The 23,972-nt window shown below is 44.6% G+C and carries 27 protein-coding genes; 5 read left to right on the top strand and 22 right to left on the bottom strand.

Features of this window, described 5'->3' with window-relative positions:
- Positions 1-49: 49 nt before the first annotated feature.
- The 8 genes from MWM02_RS05910 to spoIIIAA are packed head-to-tail and all read right to left on the bottom strand — an operon-like array spanning position 50 to position 5,193.
- On the bottom strand, positions 50-622 hold the full coding sequence (locus tag MWM02_RS05910) for a SpoIIIAH-like family protein (RefSeq protein ID WP_064549931.1): 573 nt from the start codon (positions 620-622) through the stop codon (positions 50-52).
- Between the two features lie 25 nt (positions 623-647).
- Complete coding sequence (spoIIIAG, locus tag MWM02_RS05905) at positions 648-1,280, bottom strand: stage III sporulation protein AG (RefSeq protein ID WP_244403153.1); 633 nt, start codon at positions 1,278-1,280, stop codon at positions 648-650.
- Complete coding sequence (gene spoIIIAF / locus MWM02_RS05900) at positions 1,264-1,890, bottom strand: stage III sporulation protein AF (protein ID WP_064549929.1); 627 nt, start codon at positions 1,888-1,890, stop codon at positions 1,264-1,266. Before spoIIIAF ends, spoIIIAG begins: the two co-directional genes overlap by 17 nt.
- 12 nt (positions 1,891-1,902) lie before the next feature.
- On the bottom strand, positions 1,903-3,069 hold the full coding sequence (gene spoIIIAE / locus MWM02_RS05895; protein WP_256462205.1) for a stage III sporulation protein AE: 1,167 nt from the start codon (positions 3,067-3,069) through the stop codon (positions 1,903-1,905).
- Between the two features lie 20 nt (positions 3,070-3,089).
- Entirely contained in the window at positions 3,090-3,473 is a 384-nt protein-coding gene (gene spoIIIAD, locus MWM02_RS05890) for a stage III sporulation protein AD (RefSeq protein WP_244403152.1), read from the bottom strand.
- A gap of 21 nt (positions 3,474-3,494) precedes the next feature.
- Entirely contained in the window at positions 3,495-3,701 is a 207-nt protein-coding gene (gene spoIIIAC / locus MWM02_RS05885; protein WP_064549926.1) for a stage III sporulation protein AC, read from the bottom strand.
- Between the two features lie 56 nt (positions 3,702-3,757).
- A complete protein-coding gene (gene spoIIIAB / locus MWM02_RS05880) occupies positions 3,758-4,270 on the bottom strand; it encodes a stage III sporulation protein SpoIIIAB (protein WP_064549925.1) in 513 nt (170 codons plus the stop codon).
- The gene (gene spoIIIAA / locus MWM02_RS05875) at positions 4,267-5,193 is read right to left on the bottom strand and encodes a stage III sporulation protein AA (protein ID WP_064549924.1); all 927 of its coding nucleotides are present in this window, start codon (positions 5,191-5,193) and stop codon (positions 4,267-4,269) included. The genes spoIIIAB and spoIIIAA overlap by 4 nt, the downstream gene beginning before the upstream one ends.
- Before the next feature lie 432 nt (positions 5,194-5,625).
- On the opposite strand from spoIIIAA, the gene MWM02_RS05870 reads away from it, so the two are divergent.
- Complete coding sequence (locus MWM02_RS05870) at positions 5,626-5,829, top strand: hypothetical protein (protein ID WP_244403151.1); 204 nt, start codon at positions 5,626-5,628, stop codon at positions 5,827-5,829.
- Positions 5,830-5,910: 81 nt separating this feature from the next.
- Here the strand turns inward: MWM02_RS05870 and efp are convergent, their stop codons facing one another.
- From efp to MWM02_RS05850, 4 genes are all read right to left on the bottom strand, one after another.
- On the bottom strand, positions 5,911-6,468 hold the full coding sequence (gene efp, locus MWM02_RS05865) for an elongation factor P (protein WP_003249231.1): 558 nt from the start codon (positions 6,466-6,468) through the stop codon (positions 5,911-5,913).
- 26 nt (positions 6,469-6,494) lie between these two features.
- A complete protein-coding gene (locus tag MWM02_RS05860) occupies positions 6,495-7,556 on the bottom strand; it encodes a M24 family metallopeptidase (RefSeq protein WP_064549922.1) in 1,062 nt (353 codons plus the stop codon).
- The gene (gene aroQ, locus MWM02_RS05855; RefSeq protein WP_064549921.1) at positions 7,556-8,002 is read right to left on the bottom strand and encodes a type II 3-dehydroquinate dehydratase; all 447 of its coding nucleotides are present in this window, start codon (positions 8,000-8,002) and stop codon (positions 7,556-7,558) included. The genes MWM02_RS05860 and aroQ overlap by 1 nt, the downstream gene beginning before the upstream one ends.
- A gap of 74 nt (positions 8,003-8,076) precedes the next feature.
- Complete coding sequence (locus tag MWM02_RS05850) at positions 8,077-8,589, bottom strand: YqhR family membrane protein (RefSeq protein ID WP_244403150.1); 513 nt, start codon at positions 8,587-8,589, stop codon at positions 8,077-8,079.
- Positions 8,590-8,777: 188 nt separating this feature from the next.
- Between MWM02_RS05850 and MWM02_RS05845 the strand changes: the two genes are divergently transcribed.
- Both MWM02_RS05845 and MWM02_RS05840 read left to right on the top strand, forming a co-directional pair.
- Positions 8,778-9,719, top strand: coding sequence for a DUF1385 domain-containing protein (locus tag MWM02_RS05845; RefSeq protein WP_244403149.1), 942 nt, complete (start codon positions 8,778-8,780; stop codon positions 9,717-9,719).
- A 22-nt stretch (positions 9,720-9,741) separates the two neighbouring features.
- Positions 9,742-10,107, top strand: a complete 366-nt coding sequence (locus MWM02_RS05840; RefSeq protein WP_064549918.1) for an SA1362 family protein — start codon at positions 9,742-9,744, stop codon at positions 10,105-10,107.
- 178 nt (positions 10,108-10,285) lie between these two features.
- Here the strand turns inward: MWM02_RS05840 and MWM02_RS05835 are convergent, their stop codons facing one another.
- The 5 genes from MWM02_RS05835 to MWM02_RS05815 form a co-directional block, all read right to left on the bottom strand.
- On the bottom strand, positions 10,286-11,170 hold the full coding sequence (locus tag MWM02_RS05835) for a patatin-like phospholipase family protein (RefSeq protein ID WP_064549917.1): 885 nt from the start codon (positions 11,168-11,170) through the stop codon (positions 10,286-10,288).
- 431 nt (positions 11,171-11,601) lie between these two features.
- Positions 11,602-12,030 carry a transcriptional regulator MntR gene (gene mntR / locus MWM02_RS05830; RefSeq protein WP_064549916.1) on the bottom strand — a complete coding sequence of 143 codons (429 nt, stop codon included), beginning with the start codon at positions 12,028-12,030 and terminating at the stop codon, positions 11,602-11,604.
- Positions 12,031-12,115: 85 nt separating this feature from the next.
- A complete protein-coding gene (gene splB, locus MWM02_RS05825; RefSeq protein ID WP_064549915.1) occupies positions 12,116-13,141 on the bottom strand; it encodes a spore photoproduct lyase in 1,026 nt (341 codons plus the stop codon).
- Positions 13,142-13,646: 505 nt separating this feature from the next.
- Positions 13,647-14,678, bottom strand: a complete 1,032-nt coding sequence (locus tag MWM02_RS05820) for a DUF2332 domain-containing protein (RefSeq protein ID WP_064549914.1) — start codon at positions 14,676-14,678, stop codon at positions 13,647-13,649.
- Between the two features lie 51 nt (positions 14,679-14,729).
- Positions 14,730-15,047, bottom strand: coding sequence for an ASCH domain-containing protein (locus tag MWM02_RS05815; protein ID WP_064549913.1), 318 nt, complete (start codon positions 15,045-15,047; stop codon positions 14,730-14,732).
- A 107-nt stretch (positions 15,048-15,154) separates the two neighbouring features.
- Here MWM02_RS05815 and MWM02_RS05810 point away from each other — a divergent pair, with 107 nt between their 5' ends.
- Positions 15,155-15,634 (top strand): hypothetical protein, encoded by a 480-nt coding sequence (locus tag MWM02_RS05810; RefSeq protein WP_244403148.1) that lies wholly within the window; start codon positions 15,155-15,157, stop codon positions 15,632-15,634.
- An 80-nt stretch (positions 15,635-15,714) separates the two neighbouring features.
- Here the strand turns inward: MWM02_RS05810 and MWM02_RS05805 are convergent, their stop codons facing one another.
- From MWM02_RS05805 to MWM02_RS05795, 3 genes are all read right to left on the bottom strand, one after another.
- Positions 15,715-17,124, bottom strand: a complete 1,410-nt coding sequence (locus MWM02_RS05805; RefSeq protein ID WP_244403146.1) for a glycoside hydrolase family 18 protein — start codon at positions 17,122-17,124, stop codon at positions 15,715-15,717.
- 130 nt (positions 17,125-17,254) lie between these two features.
- Positions 17,255-19,828 carry a vitamin B12-dependent ribonucleotide reductase gene (locus MWM02_RS05800; protein WP_064549910.1) on the bottom strand — a complete coding sequence of 858 codons (2,574 nt, stop codon included), beginning with the start codon at positions 19,826-19,828 and terminating at the stop codon, positions 17,255-17,257.
- A 214-nt stretch (positions 19,829-20,042) separates the two neighbouring features.
- Positions 20,043-20,879, bottom strand: a complete 837-nt coding sequence (locus MWM02_RS05795) for a lipoate--protein ligase family protein (protein WP_064549909.1) — start codon at positions 20,877-20,879, stop codon at positions 20,043-20,045.
- A gap of 193 nt (positions 20,880-21,072) precedes the next feature.
- On the opposite strand from MWM02_RS05795, the gene MWM02_RS05790 reads away from it, so the two are divergent.
- Complete coding sequence (locus tag MWM02_RS05790; protein WP_064549908.1) at positions 21,073-21,447, top strand: rhodanese-like domain-containing protein; 375 nt, start codon at positions 21,073-21,075, stop codon at positions 21,445-21,447.
- A 172-nt stretch (positions 21,448-21,619) separates the two neighbouring features.
- Here MWM02_RS05790 and MWM02_RS05785 read toward each other — a convergent pair whose 3' ends face one another.
- Both MWM02_RS05785 and MWM02_RS05780 read right to left on the bottom strand, forming a co-directional pair.
- Positions 21,620-22,813, bottom strand: coding sequence for an ROK family transcriptional regulator (locus tag MWM02_RS05785; RefSeq protein ID WP_064549907.1), 1,194 nt, complete (start codon positions 22,811-22,813; stop codon positions 21,620-21,622).
- 432 nt (positions 22,814-23,245) lie between these two features.
- Positions 23,246-23,971 (bottom strand): MOSC domain-containing protein, encoded by a 726-nt coding sequence (locus MWM02_RS05780; protein ID WP_064549906.1) that lies wholly within the window; start codon positions 23,969-23,971, stop codon positions 23,246-23,248.
- Between the last annotated feature and the right edge of the window lies 1 nt (position 23,972).

Genomic DNA, 23,972 nt, shown 5'->3' with positions numbered 1-23,972 from the left:
GTTTTTTATCATAAAAACAAGCTGCCCTTTATAGAGCAGCTATTTTTCGTCATCCAGCTGGCTGGAATTCGACATTCACAACATCGACTTCCGGAATTTCACTTTTTACTATATGAATCACATCATTGGCAGATTTTGCAGAATGATTTTTTGCTTTAATCGTCACGCGCACTTTGTCATCGTCAGCGCGGACGAGCACATCATCATAGCCTCCTTTTGATTTGATCAATGTTTCTAATGTCGCTTCTTTTTCCGCTAGCGCTTCTAGCTTTTCAATCTTATCAAGCGCGTCGCTTTTTTGCTGTGCAGTAGCATTTGCGGAAGCGACAATGTCATTTAATTGGTCGCGCAACCGGCTTCGTTCATCCTCAATTTGCATGCGAAGAGCAGTAAATACGTCATCGCTCGATTCGCTGGAAGCAACATTTCCGCCTTTCGTTTCCATTTCCTCCACGGCCACATCCGCTTTTTCTTTATCATCTGCTTGTTGTTTCGCCACATTTTCATTATTCATAAAAGCGATATGGTCATTCGTGTCTTTTGGCGCTGTTACATAATAAACGGATAAAACAACGACTAAACTTAGCATCGTTAACAGCCAAACAGTTTGTCTCTTTAACATATAACGATCCTCCCCCACAAACACATTATTTTTTCGGCAATACCGCAACACGATAGCTTGGAACATTTAAAACCCGCGTAACTGCCTCGACAATCCACTTTTTTATTTGTAAATTATCAGCACCTTTCGCCACTACCAACACTCCGCGAATTTCCGGTTTTTTCGTCGTTAACACAATCGGCGTTTCGCGGTCACCATCGCGGATGACAACCACTTCTTCGTTAATAGACTGGTTTTCAATTTTTCGCTTTCCGCCTTCGCGATCCGTTTCCTCCGTTGTTTGATGTTGCGTGACGCGGTTTTTCTCCAATATTTTCGTTTCCGTCGTATCAATATTGACAACAACTGTCACATCTTCAACCCCTTCGATCGCCTCGAGCGCGGTTTTCAGCTGTTCTTCATAACGTTGTTCATAAGCGGCGATAATTTTGGACTTTGCATCTTGTTTTTGCCCAAACACTGGTTCCGCCTGTTGCACATGCTCTTCTACCTTTCCTTTATTGGTGGATACGACCTTCTCTTCCTTGGCAAAATGGCTCATTACCATTAACGCTATCCCTGCTAATAATAAAAGAAACATGTACGAAAACGGCGTTCGTTTCTGTTCCCCCGTTTCTTTTTTCGCAGGCAAAAACAATCGTTTAATGAAGTCGAGCATCCCCCCATTCCCTCCCCTTTATTTGCACAGCGATTTTATTTTCGTTTATTTCCCATTTGGTTGCTAACAATGCGCGTATCTCTTTTTCAAGTCGTTGGGCGTGGTCTAGTTCATCCATCGGCGTTGACGCGTCAATAATAACGGGCTGAATTTCTCCCAGTTTCTCTTGTTTTGCCAGCAATACTTCAATCGTTTCAATATCTTCCGGGATTTGCAAATTTTCTTTTTCTTTTGTTTGCAGAGAAACGTCCTCCACGCTTAATCCATATTTTTTCATCAACTCCTCATCCACTTCGTTTTTCATCTGGACAGCCATTTGTTCTAAAATATATGCACGTTGTGAGGCTTGTATTTCTTTTTTCTTCATTTCGATTTCATTTTTCATCATCTCTTGTTGATTTCCTCTTTCCGATATGACAGAAGCGATGAGGCGATCCGGATCGATGGAAAATAACTTTAAAATCGGAGACAACATAAGCAAAAGCAAAATAAGTCCAACGACCATTTTCACGTATTTTTGCATATTGCTAGATGGAAGCAGCAAATCAATCATCGTAGCAAATAAAATGAAAACGAGAATGTTCGTAACCCACTCGATCACGACCTGCATGACTTTCCTCCTCTAACGAACCATCATCGTGATGTTCCCAGCCGTGATGATAACGGCTAAACTAAGAAAAAACATAAGCGATACGATAGCAAGAGAAGCGAAAACATACGCAATGCTTTTGCTCATGATGCTAAGGCAAGAAATGACCGGCCCCCCTCCGAGCGGCTGCATGACCGCTGCAGAAACCTTGTAAACAAGCGCGATAGCAAAAATTTTCAGTGCTGGAAACGCTGCGATGATTAATAAAATGGCAACACCGACGATGCCGACCGTATTTTTCAATAACATGGAGGCGGTCACAACGGTATCGGCCGCATCGGTAAACATTTTTCCAACAACCGGGATAAAGTTTCCCGTTACAAATTTTGCCGTCCGCAACGCAATGCCGTCGGCAATCGCTGACGTCGCTCCTTTCACGGACATGACGCCAAGGAAAACCGTCAAAATTGCCCCAAGTATCCCAACGCTAACTTTCGTCAGCAATTCGGCAAGCTGCGTTACTTTATAATGGTCGGTTAACGTGCTGACAATATTTAAAAGCGCCGCCAAAAACAAAAGAGGCAACGTTACGTATTCGACAATCGTTCCTGTTGTATTCATCAGAAAAAGAATAATGGGATGGAAAAACGCCGCGGATATTACTCCCCCTGAAGAAGCTAATAGCGCCAAGAGCAGCGGGATCATCGCGATCATAAAATGACTCATCGTCTGGACAGCGTCTAATGCGTAATCGATCGCGATCCGGAAACTATTTAACGCAATGATCATAAGCACCATGTAAACAACCGCATAAGCAACTTTGCTGACGGCCTGCTGCGCAAACGCATTTTGCAATGATTGCAGCACTATGCTAAACACCGTTAATAAAATTAATGTGCCTAATAGCTTTCCATTTGTCTGCAATTCATAAAAAAGAAATTTCGCAAACGCAATCAGCCATTCTTTTAGCGATAATTGCTTTTCTCCGCTTAAAAATTCGGTGAGCGACCCTCTTTGGCTTTCCGGCAAAAACCCCCCATATTTTGTGGCAATTTCTTCCCAATATTGACGAATTTCACTTACATCGAGCTGTTCCATTTGCTTTTGCACAAGTTGATCATTCGGCGAAGAAGCTTGTACCATAAATGGAGAAAAAAAGAAGAAAAATAGGCCGATTACCGCTGCTGCCTTCACCTTCAATCGATCACCTCCTATTCTGGTTACGTCAAAGGAATGAAACCGATTACCGTTTCAATAATTGCCGTTAAAATGGGAATAGCCAACGCCAAAATAATAATTTTTCCGCCAAGCTCAATTTTGGAAGCGATTGCCCCTTGACCGGCATCACGCGAAATTTGCGCAGCAAATTCGGCAATATAAGCAATGCCAATAATTTTTAAAATCGTTTCAAAATAAACCATATTGATTTTTGTATCAGTCGCTATTTTTTGCAGCATGCGCAAAATCTCGCCAATTTGATCAACAAGAAAAAGGAAAATAACGCATCCGACAAATACCGTTAGCAAAAATGCCACACCCGATTTTTGTTCTTTTAATAACACCACTAAAAACGTTGCAATTAAGCCAAGACCGACAATTTGCAAAATTTCAATCGTCGCTCCCCCCTAGCCTTGAAACAAAAACACATCTTTAATTTTTTGAAACAAATCGCTGACAATCGAAGCGACCATAAATAAAATGTAAATAAAGCCAAGAAGCGTCACCCATTGGGCGTATTCCTTCTTTCCCATTTGATCCAGCACTGTATGCAAAAATGCGACGACAATCCCGACGCCAGCGATTTTAAAAATAACGTCCACATCCATGCCCATTCGTTCTGCCTCCTGTTATATAATAGGCGAGAAACCCTTATTTCCTTGGAAGTCGTTCAAATCAATAAAATCACCAGCAGCAGCCCCGCAAGAACCCCTAAACTTTTCGCCATCTTTTCATAACGCGCCTGCCTTTCGAGCGCATCCGCCTCTTCCCGTTCCAAATGAACGAGCGCCAGCGCGATTTGTTTCTGCTGCGTATGACGGTCATATTGTCCAAGCGTTTCTCCGAATTGTCTCATAATTTCCAATTCCCCCTGCTTTAGCGCAGTCGTTTCCCATACATCTTGCAAACTTTCTTCCCATGCCTGCTGCACGCTCGTTTCGCCAACTTGCAACTTGACGGCGAACTGTTCAAATAGCTTGGACAGCGGCAACGATATTTGCCTGCTAATATGCAAGGCCGCCTCCGACAAAGGGGTATGTGCATACATAATTTCTGCTTCTAACGCTTGCAAGGCCGCCTTTAACTGGCGCAGCTGCCTTGGCCGCTCATGCAACATTCGCGCTGCCTCAAATCCAGTCCACGTTGTTGTCAGCAAAATAAGAATCGCGCCGACAAGCTTCATCCGCTTTTCACCGCCCGTTCATACAGCACCGTACCACTCGCATCCGTAATGCGCCTTACCGTCCCTGGTCCATATTCGTTTGTCAATTCGACAAACCTTTCAAACACGCCTTGCTCCATAATCGGACGCAATGTCGGACGCTGCAGCACATCTTTCCGATTTCTCCCATGAACCGTCGTCCATATACATACCCCGGCGTTCACCGCTTCTAAAATCGCCTCGCCGTCTTCGGAGCGGCCAATTTCATCTACGATTAGCACGTCCGGGCTCATCGAACGGATCATCATCATCATTCCTTCTGCTTTCGGGCACGCATCGAGCACGTCAACGCGGTTTCCGAGCTGAAATTGCGGAATTCCTTTCACGCATCCAGCAATTTCCGAACGTTCATCAATAATGCCGACTTTTTGCGACGGAATGCGTTGCGCGCGAACCCCAGTGCTGATCATTCGTGCCGCGTCGCGCAGCAGCGTCGTTTTCCCCGTCTGCGGCGAACCGATGATCATCGTATTATGCCAGCGCCCGTCGTACACATACGGCACAAGCGGTTCGGCAATGCCGATTTTCTGTTTCGCGATGCGGATATTGAAAGATGTCACATGGCGAATCGCCTTTACGCTTCCTCCCTCAGTAACTACTTTTCCTGCTAGTCCAACACGATGACCTCCCTGTACGGTAATAAATCCGCGTTTCAATTCCTCTTCTATTGCATAAATCGAATACTGGCTCAATTTATTCAGCAAATGCATGCCATCTTCACGAGTCACTTCATACGGAAGAAATTGTGCCTTTCCTTTCACGATAATTTCTAACGGCCGAAGCACCCTTATGCGAATTTCTTCCATCTGTTCACACCATGAAGGAGGCTGTTGCCGCAATATGGCGGCAATCGTTTTTGGAAGTATATCCCATATTGCTTGCATTTCATCCCCCTCCCTGTTGGACTAGTTCATATGTATGGAACGAAACACGAATTTATGACTTAAACGCCGTTGAGAATAAGAATGCGTCCTAAACTTCGCAAAAGAAAGCTCGTCCGCTAAAAGAAAAGCAAACCGATCGTCATCGTGGCGATTATCACCGTAAAAACGCGTTGATGGCCAATGCTTTTTTGGAATCATTGCGCAGCACGCTGACGGCAATCATCGCCGCCAAAACGAATGAAGCACATCCAACCTGTGACAAATAGATGGTTAGTACAAACATATGCTGGAATAGGGAATTTCAGAAGGATTTTTTTATGTGTGCAATATGCCCTTAAGAATTGATAATAGATAGACATGGCTGCGGAAATCGTTCCATAATGAAAGTAAAAGCGGAGGATAAAAGGTCAAAAAAATAAAGAGGTGGAAATTATGGGGAAACTTTCTCTATTCGGGAAAATAACATTTTCGTTTGGGTGTGTATTTGCAGTTCTCGGAATTTTTGATCTATTTCACGTTTTTTCGCTGGCGGGAGAGACGTTGACATCGATGAATTACATCTTTATTGGCATCATGCTTATTAGCGCATCGCTTTTATACGAAAAGAAAAAAGTTAAACGGCAAAAAAGCGAATAGTTTGCCGATTGATTCCTCCGCCACCGACGAAAAGAAAAAAGTCAAAAAAGCCCCTGCGTCAAGCGCAAGGGGCAAACAACGTTAGGCACGGGAAACGTACGTGCCGTCCGCCGTATTGATAATGAGCGTATCGCCTTCGTTGACAAAGAACGGAACTTGAACGACAAGGCCGGTTTCCAGCTTCGCTGGCTTTGATCCGCCAGAAGCAGTATCGCCTTTAATGCCCGGCTCTGTTTCTACCACTTTTAATTCAACGGTGTTTGGAAGTTCGACGCCAATTGTCTCTCCTTGATACATCATAATGTAAACTTCCATATTTTCCTTTAAAAATTTCAATTCATATTCAATTTGCTGCGAAGAAAGTTCGATTTGCTCGTATGTTTCCATATCCATAAATACGTGCTGGTCGCCGTTGGCGTATAAATATTGCATTTTGCGCGTATCGATTTGCGCGCGGTTTACTTTTTCGCCGGCGCGGAACGTTTTTTCTTGGATCGCGCCCGTGCGAAGATTGCGAAGTTTTGAACGGACAAACGCCGCCCCTTTACCAGGTTTGACGTGCTGGAATTCAATAACACGCCAAATATCGCCATCCACTTCAATCGTTAATCCTGTGCGAAAATCGTTTACTGAAATCATCCGTTAAAATCCTCCCACACATGAGTTTATAAAATGATAAGCTCTTTTGGCGAATGAGTCAGCGCTTCATTACCGTTTTCGGTGACAACCGTATCATCTTCAATGCGCACGCCGCCAAGCCCCGCTATGTAAATGCCCGGCTCCACAGTGACGACCATGCCCGGCGCCAGCACGACATCGGAACGAACAGATAGCATTGGCCCTTCGTGAATCTCCAATCCAATCCCATGGCCAGTCGAATGCCCAAAATAATCTCCGTAGCCTTTTTCCGCAATGTAATCGCGAGTAAGCGCATCCGCTTCCTTTCCGGTCATCCCCGGCTTAATCCCTTCCATGCCGCGCAATTGCGCCTCAAGCACAATGTTATAAATCGTTTTCAGCTCATCGCTAATTTCGCCTACTGCCACTGTTCTTGTAATGTCGGAACAATACCCTTTGTAATATGCGCCAAAATCAAGGGTGACGAGTTCCCCTTTTTCGATGACTTTGTCGGTTGCCACTCCGTGCGGTAATGCGGAGCGATAGCCAGATGCGACAATCGTATCAAACGAAGAAGAAGTCGCACCTTGTTTTCGCATAAAAAATTCTAACTCATTCGCGACTTCAATTTCTTTTACGCCTGGTCGGATAAAAGAAAGAATATGTTCGAACGCCGCATCCGCAATTGCCGCCGCTTCCTTTAATATCTTAATCTCTGATTCCGACTTAATCAAGCGTAACTTTTCAATGACATGCGAAGTTGGAACGAGTTCAGCGCCAACCGCTTTTTCATATGATTTGAACGTCGCGTAAGAAACGTCTTCTTGCTCAAAGCCGAGCTTTTGAATGTTGAGGCGGGCGACTTGCTTTGCGACTTCTTCGACGATCGATCCGGTATGTTTCACAATTTCAAAACCTTGCACTTGTTTGGACGCCTGTTCAACGTAGCGGAAATCCGTAATAAACACCGCTTTGTCCTGGCTGATGACAGCGACGCCCGCCGTCCCTGTAAAACCAGTGATGTAGCGGCGGTTATACGGATTTGTTACAAGCATTCCGTCAATGCCGTATTCAGCAAACGATGCACGTAATTTTTTTAATTTTTCCATTATTCATCTCCTCTTCCCTTTATTTCTAGTAACGCTAAAATAGCTAGTCGGTACCCCGTTAACCCAAACCCAACAATTTGCCCGGCAACAACCGGAGCGATGACAGACTGGTGGCGAAACGGCTCGCGCGCGTGAATATTGGAAATATGTACTTCCACCACTGGGATGCTAATGCTGGCGATCGCGTCGCGAATCGCATAGCTGTAATGGGTAAACGCGCCGGCGTTTAAAATGATTCCGTCATATTTTCCTTCCGCCTCGTGAATGCGGTCAATAATCGCTCCTTCATGATTGCTTTGAAAGCACGTTAACGCCGCGCCGCGTTCATTGGCAAACGATATTAACTCCTGTTCTAGGCTATCGAGCGTAGTGCTTCCGTAAATATGCGGTTCCCGCTTGCCAAGGAGGTTCAAGTTCGGACCGTTAATGAGAAGAAGATGCGCCATGTTCCTAACCCCTTCAATAAATCGAAAAAATATTTAAACATTGTTATTTTACCATAAAAAAGCACCGCCTCCCACTACTTATTTGCCTCCGGCGATTGCGTTTGCCTGTTCATTTCTTGCGTTTCGAACGAAATCGAATACCCGATGAAAACCCCGTATAAAATGTATAAGCAAAGCGTCGTAATAATCGTATTCCGCTCTAAACGCGCAACGGTTTCCAAGTTCGGAAAAAGCGGATTTAGCCCGTAAAATACAGCAAGCCATAAAACGAAGCCGTACAAAACTCCTGCCCACATCCCTTTAATCCGTTTTAATACAGCATAATAAATAAGGGCAACTAATATAGATAATAATCCGATGAGAAAAATGGCGATATAATTTCCAAGCTTTCCGTATTTCCAGTCACCAGCAACCCACGGAATTAAAATCATATTTGGGCTGATTTCCGTAAAATGAAAAAAGTAAGCTAAATATCCTAATAGACTCCAAAATACTCCGCCGACAAATCCGGTAATCACGACTTTCATCAGAAGAGACAGCGGACGTTCCCTCTTATTTTGCTCAAATTGCTCCTGATTTTCCGCCATGTTGCTTTGCACCTCCCTTGTTAGGTAGTAGTATGACCGATCATAAACTGAATATAACGATAAAAAGTGTAATATCATATGTGTAAACGTTGAAATTTTTGGAAACAATAATTACTGCACCAATCTAGAGGTTTCTAGACGATTCTTGTAGAATAAAATTAGAAAATAAAAATAGGTTGGTGTCAACAATGAAAAACATAACAAAACCAATATACGGCGGCCAGGCAGTGGTAGAAGGGGTCATGTTTGCCGGAAAAGCGCATTCTGTCACGGCAATTCGCCGCAAAGACCGTTCCATTGAATACTTTCGTTTGCCGCGCCAAACGAATCCGACGCTTGCCTTTCTCAAAAAAATTCCGTTTATTCGCGGAATTGTTGCGATCATCGAAGCGAGCGCAAACGGCGCAAAACATTTGCAGTTTGCCAGCGAGCGTTATGAACTGGACGAAAATGAAGAAGCTACGCGAGAAGCGAAAGCGCATCCGTCAAAGCTTCCCTTCGTTCTTGGCGTCGCTGTTGTCGGCGTGTTGTCGTTTTTGTTTGCCAAAACGATTTTTACGCTCGTTCCCGTATTTTTAGCAGCATTTTTAAAACCGTTGTTTCCTACGAAAATGGCGCAAATTTTCATAGAAGGAATGTTTAAACTCATTTTGCTTCTAGCTTATATTTACTTCATTTCTTTGACCCCGATCATCAAACGCGTCTTTCAATATCATGGCGCGGAACATAAAGTGATTAACGCATTTGAAGCGGGACTGCCACTCACGATAGAGAACGTCCAGCGCTCATCCCGGCTTCACTACCGCTGCGGTAGCAGTTTTATCTTGTTTACTGTCATCGTCGGCGTATTTGTGTATATGTTTGTTCCAACGGATCCTCTTTGGTTAAGAGTCGTCAACCGGCTCGCTCTCATCCCGGTTGTGCTCGGCATTTCGTTTGAGGTGTTGCAGTTTACGAATAAATTGCGTGATATCCCTGTTTTGCGCTGGCTTGGCTATCCTGGTTTATGGCTGCAGCTTCTTACCACCAAAGAACCGACCGATGACCAAGTCGAAGTGGCAATTGCTTCCTTTCAAGAGCTGCTCCGTTTAGAGGAAAGCATGGAAATCGAAACAAAAGCAGTTCAGTAACGGTATAAGGGGGGTGGATTTATTGCGACGCGGTTCCATTCATCCGCTTGTCGGGATTACACTTTTTTTCGGAGTGTTCGGTCTCGTATACACCATTTTTGAACAGCCGACCGCTCTGTTTCGCAGCGTAATGTTCATCGTTCTTGTGATCGCGGCGATATATGTTTTTTACCATTTCGTTTACAAGCGGCGTATCAATAAAGATCATATCGCTTATTTAAAAGCGGTTCGCCAATCGAAAAAACTCCATCCCCAAGCGGTTCGAAAACAAAAAGCAAAAAGCACGGCTCCAAAAATGAAGCGCCTGCCAAAAAAACGGACGGCAACGACTCATTTAACCGTCATCGAAGGAAAAAAGGGCAAAAAAAAGAATCGAGCGTCTTTCTAGCTTGATTCTTTTATTTTTGCTGTGCGATTTCCAACGCATTATAGCAAATTTAAGGTCTAAAAATTGTATAAAAAACGTCAATCATCAAATAGAGAAAAAATTTTTGCACAATAATTAGGGCGTGCCAATAGTGAGGCAAGCGATCCAGCAAGCAATCAAGTTTTCACACTCCGCCTTTTTAGTACGTCCATTTTTTTAAAAATTGTTCAGTTCTTTCTCTCCCATATTGAATCAAGCGGTCTCTAGTTTCTGGAGTGAGGGAAAATTCGGTGAAAAAAACATTTTCGACAGGAAGAAACACAATATCTTTTTCGTGGCGCCTAGAAATATAGCGGGCGTCGTGCGCCTCTTTCATAGCGCTAAAAAGCGCTTCAAACAATTGAATGGCATTGTTAATTTTTCGCTTTGGTCTTTCCGCGAGTTTCACGCTTAACTGTATGCCAAGCACGGGCCTTTTTTTCACCTGTTTTTCCTCATCAAATAAAAAAAGCGGAAAATTGCTGAGCACACCGCCATCTACGACGATGCATCCTCCTTCCCTTGTCTGCAATTTTACTGGTTCAAAAAAATACGGGATGCTAACGCTCATTCGCACTGCTTTTGCCACAGAAAACGTCGCCGGATTCATTCCGTATTGCGGCAAATCATCCGGCAAAATAAGTATTCTTCCATTCGTCACATCTGACGCAACGATAGATAAACTTTCCTTCGGCAAATCGCCAAACGTTTTGACGCCGCGCGCCGCCAGCACCTCCTTTATCCATTGTTCAAACGCCTCTCCTTTATAAAGCCCCATCCGCCAATAAATACGCAACCATTTCCATAGCGGAAAAGGAAAAAGGCATTTTCGCTCATCCAGAAAATGCTTGAGCTCCAATTCGTCAAGCAAATCGATCATTTCCTTGCTTGTATATCCCGCAGCAATCAACGCGGCAACGAGCGATCCCGCGCTCGTCCCGGCAAGCCGCCTCCAGCGGAGCCCTTTTGCTTCAATTGCTTCGTAAGCGCCAATGAGGGCAAAACCTTTGATCCCGCCGCCGGAAAATACGATGTCAATGTCCATGCCTCCTCCCCCTTACTTGCCGTTTGTATATATGTAAGAGGGAAACGCGCGATTTAGTACACCGTTAACAAATTCAGCAAAAAATATGGATGAAGCATGAAACTTTGTGTAAAAAAGCACAATGTGGATATATTTTTTCAGAAAGCTAAGTTGGCTGACTGGAAGTGGATTTTACACAACATTGAAGCTTGAACGATTGGTGAGAGGGTGTCCCACTTTGATTAACTCCGAAATTTTGTGTAAAAAGAAACGGCAAAAAGCAGTTTGATTCTCCGAAACATCAATTCGCTGGACCAAGAAATGAAAATTCACACAATAATTAGAACTTGATCTCCTACTTTTCCGTTCGTCACTCGTTCTCATCCCCATAGCGGAAAACTAGGAAAGGTCATGTTCGCATTTATTAAAAATAAAAAAGAGTAAGACTTACCTTACTCTTCTGCTTGTTCGTTCCGTTTTTGGATGTTGCGAAGCATCTCAATGCGCTTTGGATCCTCTTGGAAATATTGCACTAAATCGCCGATGCGGTCAATCGCATTCCAGCTTAAATGATGTTCAATTCCTTCGACGTCATGATAAATATTTTCCTCATCGACACCGATAATGCGCATAAATTGTTCCAGCAATTCATGACGGTATACAAGCCTTTTGCCGATTTTTTTCCCTTTCGCCGTCAACACTAAACCGCGATATTTTTCGTAGACTAAATATTCGTCCTTGTCCAATTTTTGCACCATTTTCGTCACAGAGGAGGGATGCACGGACAATGCCTCAGCAATATCGGATACTCGGGCATATCCTTTCTCTTCGATTAAAATATAAATTTGTTCGATATAATCTTCCATGCTTGGTGTTGGCAATTTTTGTCCCCCTCCCGTAAAGCCGTTGTAAAGAAAAAAATAACAATCAGTATCATTATATCATGAGAATTTGAAATGGCAACAATTACGTAAAATATTGCACTTCCGCTTCCGGAAAAAATTCGGCGATATAGCGGCGCATTGTCATTTCGAGCTGCTTTGCATCGTCATCCGGATACACATATTTGCCGATTCCGTATCGTCCCCATTTATACTTGCGTTTGCTTTCGTCAAGATCAAGCTTTGTTTTTGGATAACGTTTTTGTATCACTTTTTTTGCCGGCTTTGTGAATCGGTGCTGAATTAATTCAAATGTCAAATTCGACAGATCCATTCCTTCTAGCCGCTCGTACAGCTGTTCAAACAGTTCGAAATACCCTTCTTCCCAGCCTTCATGCATATAAATCGGCGCGACAACAAACCCAAGTGGATATCCTGCGTTTGCCACTTTTCTCGCCGCTTCCAATCGCGCATCAAACGAAGATGTTCCCGGTTCAAAATTTTTAATGACATAGCGGGAATTGACGCTGAAACGAAAACGCGTTTTTCCGTTATGTTTCGCATCAAGCAAATGATCGACATGCTCATATTTCGTGACAAAACGCAAACGTCCATATTCGGTCGCACCAATAAACTCGATCGCTTTCTTAAGAGAATGGGTCAAATGGTCAATTCCGACAATATCGGACGTACACGCCGCCTCAAAGCGGGTAATTTGTGGAGCACGCTCGTCAATATATTTTTCCGCCTGCGCAAAAATATCGTCTAAATTGACATAGACGCGAATATAAGGCTTGCTTCCCAAAGTTGTTTGCAAATAGCAATAATGGCAATGCCCCATGCAGCCGGTTGCCAGCGGAATCGCATACTCCGCTGATGGCTTCGATGTGTCAAATTTCAACGTCCGCCTTACCCCGACGACAAGCGTCGATTTCGCGTTGCGGTACCGCTGCAGCTCATTGTCTCCCGGAATGCCGCGCACTTGATTGTGCGATGTTGTTTCGCGAATGTCAATATTCATTTTTTCAAATTTCTCTTTCAACTCTTTTCCTAACGGATATGAAAGCGCCTCTGGCTCAAAATAGACAAGCTGCGGAATAAACGGTTTCACTATCCATCCACCCCATTTCCGTTTATATTCACAGTTAGTATGAACGGAAATGGAAAAAACATTGCTTTCACTATTGTCTCCACAAAAATTGGAGCGAGCAATTATTTCTCGCCCACCCGAAAAGTTGATCGATAATGTGCAAAAATTTCGCTCGTCTTTCATTTTTACCCAATTAAAGAAGAGACCTTTCCCCCGTTGTCGAATAAATGGAACCTAGAAAAGGCTCCCCCCTCCATAAAGTATCCCTAGATCTTCCATCGGTGGCGATCGGCGCGCAACACCACCCCAAAAATTTGCCAATCAGCAGTGAAAGATAAATGAAGGACATTTCGAAAATATATAAATAAACTGTACAGTTGTCGTTTCCGATGAGGGCGTTGAACATGCCAGAGACGTTTTGCGCGATTCGGTTTATCAAATCCGGCGCAATTAACCGCAAAACTTTTTCATCAATTGTTAAACGATTTGTCTGACAACGATTGATCTGTTCTGTCTTTTCGCTAAATTAACTGCAATCAAGCTCCCAGCGAAACCAACGGGCGTGTCCATCTGTTTCCCCTATGATTTTGTTGTATTCCTTGCCATCAACAAAGTAGTCAAGACGCAATTTCACATCCCACATATTGTTATATAAATGAAAAACGTCTCTCGTTTGACCGATCTCCTTAATCCGCTCTAGCAACATATGTTTCGCATCGTCTGGAATTTGATTGGCTACATGTGTATGAAAAACGCATAAAGCGGTATCTTCCGGAATCGTTGCCGCGATATTCGGCAAGAGCGCTATTCCATCTCCTTCTAATAGGCGGACAGGCGTTTGCTGCAGGCAGCAGGCGGCTTTTTGAAACAGTTCGCGCCGATCTTTATGTTCGGGCCAAATGAGCGCTTGCATCCATAGACAATCTTCTTCGCTTTGCAAATCATTTACATGCAAATCAATCCCTATACGCTCTGCAACCGGAGGGCTTTTCGGCAGCAAAAATGGCAAACGCTCTCCGCGAATTTCGGAGGTAATCAAAACATTGGAATGCGGATTTCCGTATGTCTCGTGCAGGCCGTAATCGTATCGGTACTTGTCCCACGCCAGCAGCAAACCGGCGCTTGTGCCAATTTCAATGAGCGATAAAGGCTTTTTGGCCATGTCATAAATAAAACAAAAACTAGGATATAAATACGCACAACGCCGAACCTCATTCGTCTGCACGAGTTTACTTGTCAACATCGCTGTAATGTCTTCTTGATAGCGGATGCAGAAATCACGGAAATAAGGGAAAGCATGCTGCGGGTTTCGCGGCCGGTCGGCTATACTTCCGTAAAATTCGCGCAGCTCATGCATATATCCTTTGAGCAATAAATAATGAACCGCTCCAAATAGCAAGTTCGGAATCGGTTGGTTGCTTCGAGCGGCTGAAGCAAGGCGCAATAGCTCCTCATCTTCGGCGATGTTTAACGCCAGCTGTTCATATAGTTCACTAGAGTCTCGGCATTCACGAATGGCAAAGCGGCGAAACCGCTCAGAAATAACTTCTAACGACATCTTTGTCTTCTCTCCTCGTTTTTTATTCCTCCAGCAATTGTATATGGATGGCTAACGCCTCCATTGCCGTTCCTTATCTTTCGTATAAATGTTATAGGTTGCCTCCGGCGCTTCCTCTATCGTCCATCCTTCACAGTCAAAAAAAGAAAACGGAATATCGCGATACATATCGGCAAACGTTTCATACGGCTGCAATGCCATCACTTTTATTTTCACCGTTTCCTTTTCATCAGGCACTTTCACAAATTCGATGATATCCCCGACTTGAATGCCGCGACGTTTCTCATCATATAACCGCACTTCCACCGTTTTCTTTCCGGATTGGATGGAACGGAAAGGTCTCTCATACAATCCCATTTGATGAATCATTCATTTCTCCTCCGCCTCTTTTAAAAAACTTCTTTTCTCCCATTATCCATCATGACATTCCATTCCGGCAATGGTACAATGGAGTCAATAGAAAGGAGGGACACAAAATGGCGCAAGAATTAATCGAATTGTTTCGTTCCGTTTTAAAAGAAGAGCTGCAGCCGGTTCATGAGCAACTCGCTCGTCTCGAAGAGGGACAACAGCGGCTCGAAGAAAATCAACTTCGCTTGGAAGAACGACAGCAGCGGTTGGAAGAGCGACAGCAACGATTGGAAGAACGACAACAACGATTGGAAGAGCGACAGCAACGATTGGAAGAACGACAACAACGATTAGAAGAGCAACAGCAGCGGTTAGAAGAGCGGCAACAACGCTGGGAAGAAAAACTAGACAATTTCATCATTGAAACAAGAAGCCATTTCAAAAAAATCGAAGAAGAATTGGCCGATCACCGCCGGATGTTTGAACTGCTTTCCAATGACTGGAGAAGCGCAAAAATCGATATTGAGTATTTAAGCGCAAAAACCGGAAAACATGATATGGAAATTCATCAAATAAAGAAACGGCTCGAATTGCAGCAGCTATAAACACATGTCCGCAAGCGAAAAAAGCGCGTGCCGCCGGAGTGGACACGATTACACGCACCTTCGTTGGAAAAAACCGCTTATTATCGTTTGCGAATGTGAAAGTTGTCCTCTAACAGCGCCCAATTTTCCGGATAAGAATAACCGAGCACCCAATAGCTAATTCCTCTTAATTGGTACTCTTTCACCAAGTCAAACTTTGCCTGGGCGCTGCGAGCATCCTCAAACCACACTTCATGCGTCCTCCCTTGGCTGTCGGCATAGCGGTAAAACGGGGATTGGGCGGTTGGATCATATTGAATCGCTGCTCCATAGCGGATCGCACGTTCTACTGCTTCCTGCGGGCTGAATGTTTCCGCCTCTTGACCTTGTACATGCGGAAGCACCCAGTCGCGCGCATAAATTTGAAACCCCATAAAAATTTTGTTTCTTGGAATGACACTGACTGCGTAATCAAGCACTCTTCTAATTTGATGAATCGGGGAAATCGCCTGCGGCGGCCCGAACCGGTATCCCCATTCATACGTCATCAGCACGACAAAATCGACAATTCTCCCATGGGCGGGATAGTCATGCGCCTCATATAACAGTCCTTTTTGCTCCCCGCTTGTTTTTGGGGCGAGAGAAGTCGAAACAAAGTATCCTTCACGATGAAGCCTCTCCACAGCACGCTGCAAAAATTGATTATACCGCTCGCGATCCGTCGGATAGACGTTTTCAAAATCAATATTCAACCCGCGATATCCTTTTTCCCGCATCGTACGAACAATGTTGTCAAGCAGCCGATTTTGTAGTTGTACATTGGAAAGGATCGTCTGCGCCAATCTTGATCCCGGATCTTGATATGTAAAATTAGTGATCGCCATCACCGGCACAACCCTTTCTGCGGTTGCCGCTTGAATGATGGCTGCGTCATCGAACGGTTGAAGTCCGCCATCTTCTCTGATCGCATACGCAAACAAAGAGACATACGTTAAATGGCGTCCTACTTCCCGTACTTGCTGTGCTCCTTGTTCCCCTGAATCAATCGTAAATGCATTCACTTCAATGACCGGCTTAGAATGCGGAATCGTTAATACCATGCCGGTGAAAATTACATTCGGATCGGCAATCCGATTGGCTCGCAGAATGTCTTGCACGGTCGTCCCATAACGCTCGGCGATTTGCGACAGCGTTTCTCCGCGCTGCACCGTGTGTGTTCTCGGCGGAATAAGAAGAACCGTTCCCGGGTAAATGACAGAAGGATTGCTGATTCGGTTGGCCTGAACAATCGCATCTAGGGAAACGCCGTATCGCCTGGCGATCGTCCATAACGTTTCTCCTGAACGAACGGTATGATAGCGGTATGGAACGGGAATGACGAGCGCCTGCCCGATCGTGAGGCGATTAGCATCTTTCAGTCCATTGGCCGTGACAATCTGCTCGAGCGGCGCTCCGTAGCGCTGAGCAATCGCCCATAGGTTTTCTCCTCTCTGTACAATATGGATCAGCATTGTTATCCTCCCCCTAGTCAATATGATGCCTCATACTACTATATTTTTGTCACTCCGCTCTTATGAATGAAAAAAGCTGGCTCAGTCCAGCCGACTAAGCCAGCTTTCCGTTTCATCCTTTTTGTCCTGCTTACAGTCCGCATTTCAGCTGCGCACCGCAGCTTGTGCATGTGTTGCAGCCGCCGATTTCTTCGACCGTGCCTTCGCGGCAAACCGGGCAAATGTTGCCAACTTCGGAGCCGATCGTTACGTCCGTTGCCCGCAAGTCTTGAATCGTATCGACGAGAACAACGGCGCGTTTCGTTTCTTTGTTCTCTTCCTCTTCCGAAAGAAGTTCAAGCTGCTCTTCGAATGTGTTCTCTTCCGCTTTCAACGTCAATACTTGCGCGTCGCGGCTTCCGTCCACATACACAGTGCCGCCTTTTGCGCCACCACGCCATAAGCGTTCATATACTTTTTGCACTTGCTCGACGGTATATCCTTTCGGAGCGTTGACCGTTTTGGAAAGGCTAGAGTCAACCCAGCGCTGAATGATGCATTGCACATCGGCATGCGCTTCCGGTGATAGATCCATCGCAGTCACAAACCAGTGCGGCAAGTTGTTCGGGTCTGCTTCCGGATGTTTGTCCAAATATTCCTGAACAATATCGGCTTTTACCTCAATAAATTTGCCGAGGCGGCCGCTCCGGTAATATGAGAATGAGAAATACGGCTCAAGACCAGTTGACACACCGACCATCGTTCCAGTCGATCCCGTCGGAGCGACAGTAAGTAAATGCGAATTGCGAATGCCATATTTTAAAATATCTTGGCGTATATCTTCTGGCATCCGTTTCATATAGCCAGTGTTAATAAACGCTTCCCGCAGCTTTTTCGTTTCTTCCTCGGTTTTTCCGACAAGGAATGGGAAGCTGCCTTTTTCTTTTGCCAATTCAATGGAAGCGCGGTATGCGGTCGTCGCAATCGTTTTGAACAATTCATCGACAAGTTTGTTTCCTTCCTCGGAACCGTACTCTTTTTCGCAATAAATAAGCAAATCCGCCAATCCCATAACGCCAAGACCGATGCGACGCTCTCCGAGCGCTTGTTTTTTGTTTTCTTCCAAGAAATATGGCGTTGCATCAATGACGTTATCTTGCATTCTTACACCAATTTCGACGGTGCGTTTTAATTTTTCATAGTCGACGACTTTCTTTTCTTTATCGACCATATTTGCCAAGTTAATGGCTGCCAGGTTGCAGACGGAATATGGCGCGAGAGGTTGTTCACCACACGGGTTGGTCGCAACCACCTTTTGTCCGTACGCTCGGGCGTTCGTCATTTCGTTGGCGTTATCGATGAAGAAAATACCCGGTTCCGCGGAATACGTCGCGCAAATGTTAATTAGTTTCCAAAGTTCGCGAGCACGAATTTTGCGGTAAACGCGCACGCGGTAGCCCATTTTTTCCCATTCACGCACATCGCCGACTTCATGCCATTTTTCATTGTAAATCCGCATTTCTTCTTCCGAATACGTTTCGACATCCGGGAAGCGCAATTCGTACTCTTCATCTTTTTCGACGGCTTCCATAAATTCTTTCGTCAGGCAGACGGAAATATTCGCTCCTGTTAAAAAGTCCGGGTTATGTACCGTGTATGTGCCGCCTGTCCGCAATTTTTCCTCGGCTTCTTTAATAATTTCTTCACTGAAGCCGCCGTGACCCGGAACGTTTTTGAAGTTGACGATAGCTTGGTACATCGCGCGTTCCCGTTCAGTAAGCGGCGTGAATTTCAATTTATCTTGCGCCGCTTTTTTAATTCCTTCATCTTCCATATTTTCAATTAAGTAGCGCAAAATGCGCGGGTTTTGCATTTTTGAGACGATGAATTCGATAATGTCCGGATGCCAGTCTGCCAGCATGATCATTTGCGCGCCACGGCGGGAGCCGCCTTGCTCGACCAGATGGGTTAATTTCGCGATGTCATCAAGCCAGGAGACCGATCCGGACGATTTTCCATTCACCCCGCGCGCTAACGTGTTGCGCGGACGCAATGTCGAACCGTTCGTACCGACTCCGCCGCCGCGGCTCATAATTTCCATGACTTGTTTGCGATGTTCGGAAATGCCTTCGCGCGAATCTTTGATATACGGCATGACATAGCAGTTAAAATAGGTCACATCTTTCCCGGATCCCGCTCCATACAATACGCGTCCCGCCGGAACAAAGTTCAAGCTAACAAGCTCTTGATAAAACTTTTCAAACCATTCTTTTCGTTTTTCCTCTGTTTTTTCAACAGCTGCCAAGCCTGTCGCATTGCGTTTGGCAATTTGTTCGTAAAAAATTTCGAGCGGTTTGTCGATAATATCAAGCGAGCGGACGACGATTCCCGTCTCTGCTTCTTCTCCTTCAAGCACGTGCCGATATTCTTCCTCAACGAGCACTTTCGCTTTTTTCGCTTCCCAATCGATATCGACGATAAAGCCAAGCCCACGCGCTGGAAACTTTGGATCTTCTTTAATCGTCAATACGACAAAATCACCGACTCCCAGCGTCAATTTTTCCGTATCTTTAAATGAGTAGCGATCTAACATCACTAAACGAGACACGCCTTTATGTGTAATTTTCATGTCCGCCGTAATCGGATGCACTTGCGGAAAAAGGCGGATATCCTCGTTCAGCTTTTCGATATTAATTTTCATTTTTTCCGAAGACGCGACCGTCATTCTCGAATCTCTCCTCTTCTTTTTATTCATCGTTTTTCTGTCTGCATGTCCTGTCTTTTTTACCTTACCATATTAGTCATAAAAAAACAATATATAGTATGTTTTTTGTTACAATCATACTATATATTGTGTTTAGATCAAAATATTTTAATTTTGTCAAATAAAAAACATAAAAAACGAAAATCCCGTCTTTTTTGTCATGGCTCCAATCCCATCAACGCCGGAAATTCCACTCGTCACTTTCATATTTCGTCCGCGCCAATTCGTTGACATACTCGATTTCTTCTTGCGATAACGTATACGGTTCTAAAACAATGCCAAGTCCTTTTTCAAATCCTTTATAAAACGCCTCTTTCGCTTCTTCGATCGTAATCTTACGGTCAGTCAATTCGTTAATCGCGACTGCTTTGTTTTTAAAATTGCGCTGCAGTCGTTCTTTCACCCGTTCGTTTGGATATTTAAACAGGCTGAAAAGCAAATCTTCATCTAAGTCCAGCAAAATCGAGCCGTGCTGCAAAATAACTCCTTTTTGCCGCGTTTGCGCGCTTCCCGCGATTTTGCGTCCTTCGACGACGAGCTCGTACCATGACGGCGCATCAAAACAGACAGCCGATCTTGGGCTTCTTAAATCCGCTTTTTCCTCTTCTGTTTTTGGCACAGCAAAATAAGCGTTTAGTCCTAGAAAGCGAAATCCTTCTAAAATTCCTTGCGAAATCACCCGGTACGCCTCGGTCACCGTTTTCGGCATGTTAGGATGCTCTTCGGAAACGATGACACTATACGTCAGCTCTTTATCATGAAGAACACCGCGCCCTCCTGTCGGGCGTCTCACAAATCCAAGGCCGTGCCGTTTTACCGCTTCTAAATCAATTTCTTTTTCTACTTTTTGAAAATACCCGATCGATAGTGTCGGCGGATTCCAGCCGTAAAAGCGAATCGTTGGCGGAATTTTTCCTTCGCTATGCCAGTCTAAAAGCGCCTCATCCATCGCCATATTAAACGAAGGAGAACCATATCCAGAATCGATAAAACGCCAAACTTCTTTCGCCATCCTTCAACCCTTCTTTATTTAAAGTTTGCGTCTACTAGTTTAACAAACAATCCGAATGATGGAAAGAAAAACGCTATGTCGCGAAAAAAGTTCTTTTTTTCTTTACATGACGTCGCTATGAAAATGCTTTGCTTCCAAATAGCAACCTTTATATAATAGATGTTAGCGAATGTACAAAAAGGAGGACTGGTTTGTGAAAGTACTATTGATCATTCTCGGCGCGATTATCATCTATTCGGTCGTCACCTACTTGATGCAGCGAAAAATGGTGAAAGCGTTGACGGAAGAAGAATTCCGCGCCGGTTACCGCAAAGCGCAATTAATTGACGTCCGCGAACCGGATGAGTTTGCGGCTGGACATATTTTAGGGGCGCGCAATATTCCTTTGACCCAACTGCGCATGCGCATGAAAGAGTTGCGAAAAGATCAGCCAATTTACTTATACTGCCAAAACGGGCTGCGCAGCGGCCGCGCCGCGCAAATGCTGTACCGCAAAGGCTATCGCGATTTGTACCATTTAAAAGGCGGTTTTAAAACGTGGACGGGGAAAATCAAGAAAAAAGCTTAATGGCAGTTAAAAAGGATAGATGAGAGCTGTGGACTGCTTTCATCTATCCTTTTTTCTTATTGCCGTCCATAAAAGAAAACAGTCGGCACCGCTTTGCTTTCTGCCAAAGTGAAGAATTTATTATGCAAAAATAAGGTGCCCTAAAAAACTTTTAGGGCACCCGGTTAGACTGCTATGAAATGACTTCTAACTCCGAAGGCATCACTACTTTTTCTAATACGGAAGCCACAGCGCCAATTGCACAGCTTTTTTCCAATAACTGCGATGGAATAATGAACGGGCCGTTCCCATTTTTCACTAATATCCTTTTTTTGACTTCGTCCCGTGCCGGCTCCAGCACCCATTTGCCCACCTTGCCAATCGTACTGCCGACAATAACGGCTTCCGGGTTATACGCATAAATGATATGTAAAATGCCAATCCCCAGGTAGCGGCCGACCTCCGCCAATATTTGCGCCATTTTCTTGTCGCCGCGTTCGGCCAATGCACGCACTTTTTCCACAGAAAAGTCTTCTAGCATGGAATAATAATTTTCTTGTTCGAGCCGGCGCTGGATATACTTTTCTGACGCGTACATCTCCCAGCATCCGTTATTGCCGCAGCTGCAGCGAATGCCGTGAATGTCAATGACATGATGACCGATTTCGCCGGCAATGCCATCAATACCGCGGTATAACTGGTTGTGAATGATGATCCCGGCGCCGATCCCGATTCCCGCGCTGATATACACAAAATTCGCAAACTCTTTGCCGGCGCCAAACCATTTCTCGCCAAGCGCCGCCAGTTTGGCTTCGTTTTCAATAATAATCGGATAATTTGGCCATTGTTTTTGAAGAATGGAAGCGAGAGCAACATGGTCCCAATGAAGGTTTGGCGCAAATATGACAATCCCTTCCTCTGTATTTACAATCCCCGGCACGCCAATACCGATGCCCATTATTCCATACGGAGTAGTCGGCGCCTGGCGAATGGCTTCGTGAATCATCGCGATCATTTTTTGAATGATTGCTTCCTGCTTTTCATTGGCACGGAAATGGCACATCTTTTCCCAAATGATTTCGCCATTTAAATCAGTTAACACAGCATAAATGTAGTTGACCCCTAACTCTATGCCGATTAATGAGCCAGCCGCTTCGTTAAAACGGAGCATGAGCGGCCGGCGTCCGCCGGTGGAAACGCCAATTCCGCTTTCGCTGACAAAATGTTCGGAAATTAATTCATCGACTAACGCTGATACCGTCGCCTTGTTTAATCCGGTGATTTTGGCGATCTCCGCCCGCGAAATATTATTTTTTTCGCGAATCAGCTTTAATACGATCTGTTTATTGATTTTTTTGACGAGTCCTATATTTCCTGTTCGCACCATATACGTTCATTCCTTCTGCAACCTTTTTTCGTATGCCGCGCGAATAGGCGGATGAGCCTCTGGCCAATATCCATCGACAGCGGCTATATGAAAACAGTTTATCTCGTGAGCCATGACATACGCAAACGCACGCAGCAATTCTTCGGCGTTTACTTTTTCCTGTCATCCGCCGATCGCCCACGGCCAAAACGGATTCCGCACTCTACTCAGTCGGTGTTGCCCAGTCTTTTATTTCCTCTATGATGTGCAAAAATAAAAACGAATCACTGTTTCTGTTTAATCACATTAGTTTATATACTAAACTAACATAATTTTTATGTCAATAAAAAGCAGATGAATTCATCTCTTTTACATTTTTGCAGAGAAAGGAACTTGTCCGTTTCAGATATGAACATTGCTTCTCGAAACAAGTCCGTATTTATCCTGCAGCCATTAGTCTAAAAGATACACTTCATCGCCGACATGAATTTCTCCCGTCTTGATGACAGAAGCATAAACGCCAAAATAATTATTTCGGTGTTGGACAACCGTTTTTAATAGCGAATGATCCTTTTCCCCTGTTTCCGGTTCAACAGTGATAATCATGCACCGTTCGCAATGCCTTTTTATCTGAATTTCTACCTCTTTGCCAATTTTCAGTCGCCGCCCAAACCACGTTTCCTCGATAAAAGGCACTTTATGAACTAATGACAGCAATAAATTCGGGCGAAACCGTCGATAATCGACCCGTTTCCCCCATATTTCCGCCAGCTTTTGTACAGAAGCGTCCGTTACGAATTGAATATGTTCTTCTTCAATTGCTCCAAGAGGAACATGATCGGGAGCATAACGAATGAAGGAGACTTTCCGTTTTGATTTCCTTTCGATTTCCTTTGTCAGTTCTTTATCGCCCCATTGATAGCAAGTTCCGTCTGGAGCAATGATTTCCACGGCTGGATATTCCTCTAAACTTTCTTCACCGCTAAATTTCGAGCGGTACTGAGTCATTTCTGGAAATTGCGTAATCGTTAAAAACTTCCCTGGCCTCGTTTCATCCAAAAATGCATGGCTTCGATCACCATACAGCCCGTAATCCATCACTCTCGTTTTTTGTACACTTTCTCCTTGAAACGATTTGACAGGATAACGCATGATTTCCTGTATGTAGCCGATGAGCATC

The organism is Parageobacillus sp. KH3-4, from assembly GCF_022846435.1.
Lineage (GTDB): Bacteria > Bacillota > Bacilli > Bacillales > Anoxybacillaceae > Parageobacillus > Parageobacillus thermoglucosidasius_A.
Note: the sequence above shows the minus strand (reverse complement) of the source record. Positions and strands in the feature narration are given on the sequence as shown.